General features: G+C 65.5%; 1 protein-coding gene. It reads left to right on the forward strand.

Annotated features, from left to right (window positions below; genetic code table 11):
• Positions 1–99: 99 nt before the first annotated feature.
• Positions 100–1,022 (forward strand): arsenic resistance protein (locus tag CEY15_RS17665; protein ID WP_245847724.1); only part of this gene is annotated, 923 nt, incomplete at its 3' end.

Here is a 1,022-nt window from a genome sequence, read left to right on the forward strand (position 1 = left end):
CGTAAGAAGACTTCAAATGCGGACCACTAGGCTCCGACGCTGCATTGGGGTGGGGCAGACTGTCGGCCAGGTGCCCGATCTGAAAGTAGGACCGGTGTTGTGAAAGTGTCGCTCGACCGCTCCTGCCTCGAGCGGCGACAGGTGTGGGTCTACGCGGCGGCCATCGTCGTGGGTCTCGCGTTGGGCAGCAGAGCGTCGGGTGCGGGAAATGTAGCCGAGGCGCTCGTGTGGCCGACGCTCGGTCTCTTGCTCTACGCCACGTTCCTTCAGGTCCCGCTGCTGGACCTGGCCACCGCCTGGCGTGACCGCCGGTTCACGCTGGCCGTAGTGGTGGGCAACTTCGTCATCATGCCCCTCGTCGTGTGGGGCATGGTCCCTGTGCTTCCCGACGACCCCGGTGTCCGACTGGGTGTGCTGTTGGTGTTGCTCGTACCGTGCACCGATTGGTTCATCAGCTTCACCCAGATGGCGGGAGGAGACGTTTCGCGCGCGATCGCGGTGACCCCCGTGAACCTGGTGCTCCAGCTGATGCTGCTTCCCCTTTACCTGGTGGTGATGGCGCGCGAGGAGGTCACCGGTCTGGTCACGGTCGATGCGGTGGCCTCGGCGCTGGGGGTTGTCGCGCTACCGTTGATCGCTGCCGCCCTGACGGAGAAGTGGCTTGACGTTCGGCAGCGACGGCACGTAGTCCGCGAGCGGTGGGCCTGGGCTGCGGTCCCCCTCCTCGCCACCGTCGTGTTTCTCATCGCGACGGCACAGGTGGACGCGGTACTCGGAGCGCTGGACGTCCTTCCATTCGTGTCTCCGGTGTTCGTGGCTTTCCTCCTGGCCGCGGCGCTCGCCGCCAAAGCACTCGCGGTTGCTTTCACGCTCCCTGTCACACAGGCCCGGACGCTCGCCTTCTCACTCGGAACCCGGAATTCGTTCCTCGTTCTGCCGCTCGCGATTTCCCTGCCCCAGGGGTACGAAGTCGCCGCCGTCGTCGTCGTGATGCAATCCCTCGTCGAGCTGCTCGGGATGAT

It is taken from the genome of Dietzia natronolimnaea (assembly GCF_002289575.1).
GTDB classification, from domain to species: domain Bacteria; phylum Actinomycetota; class Actinomycetes; order Mycobacteriales; family Mycobacteriaceae; genus Dietzia; species Dietzia natronolimnaea_A.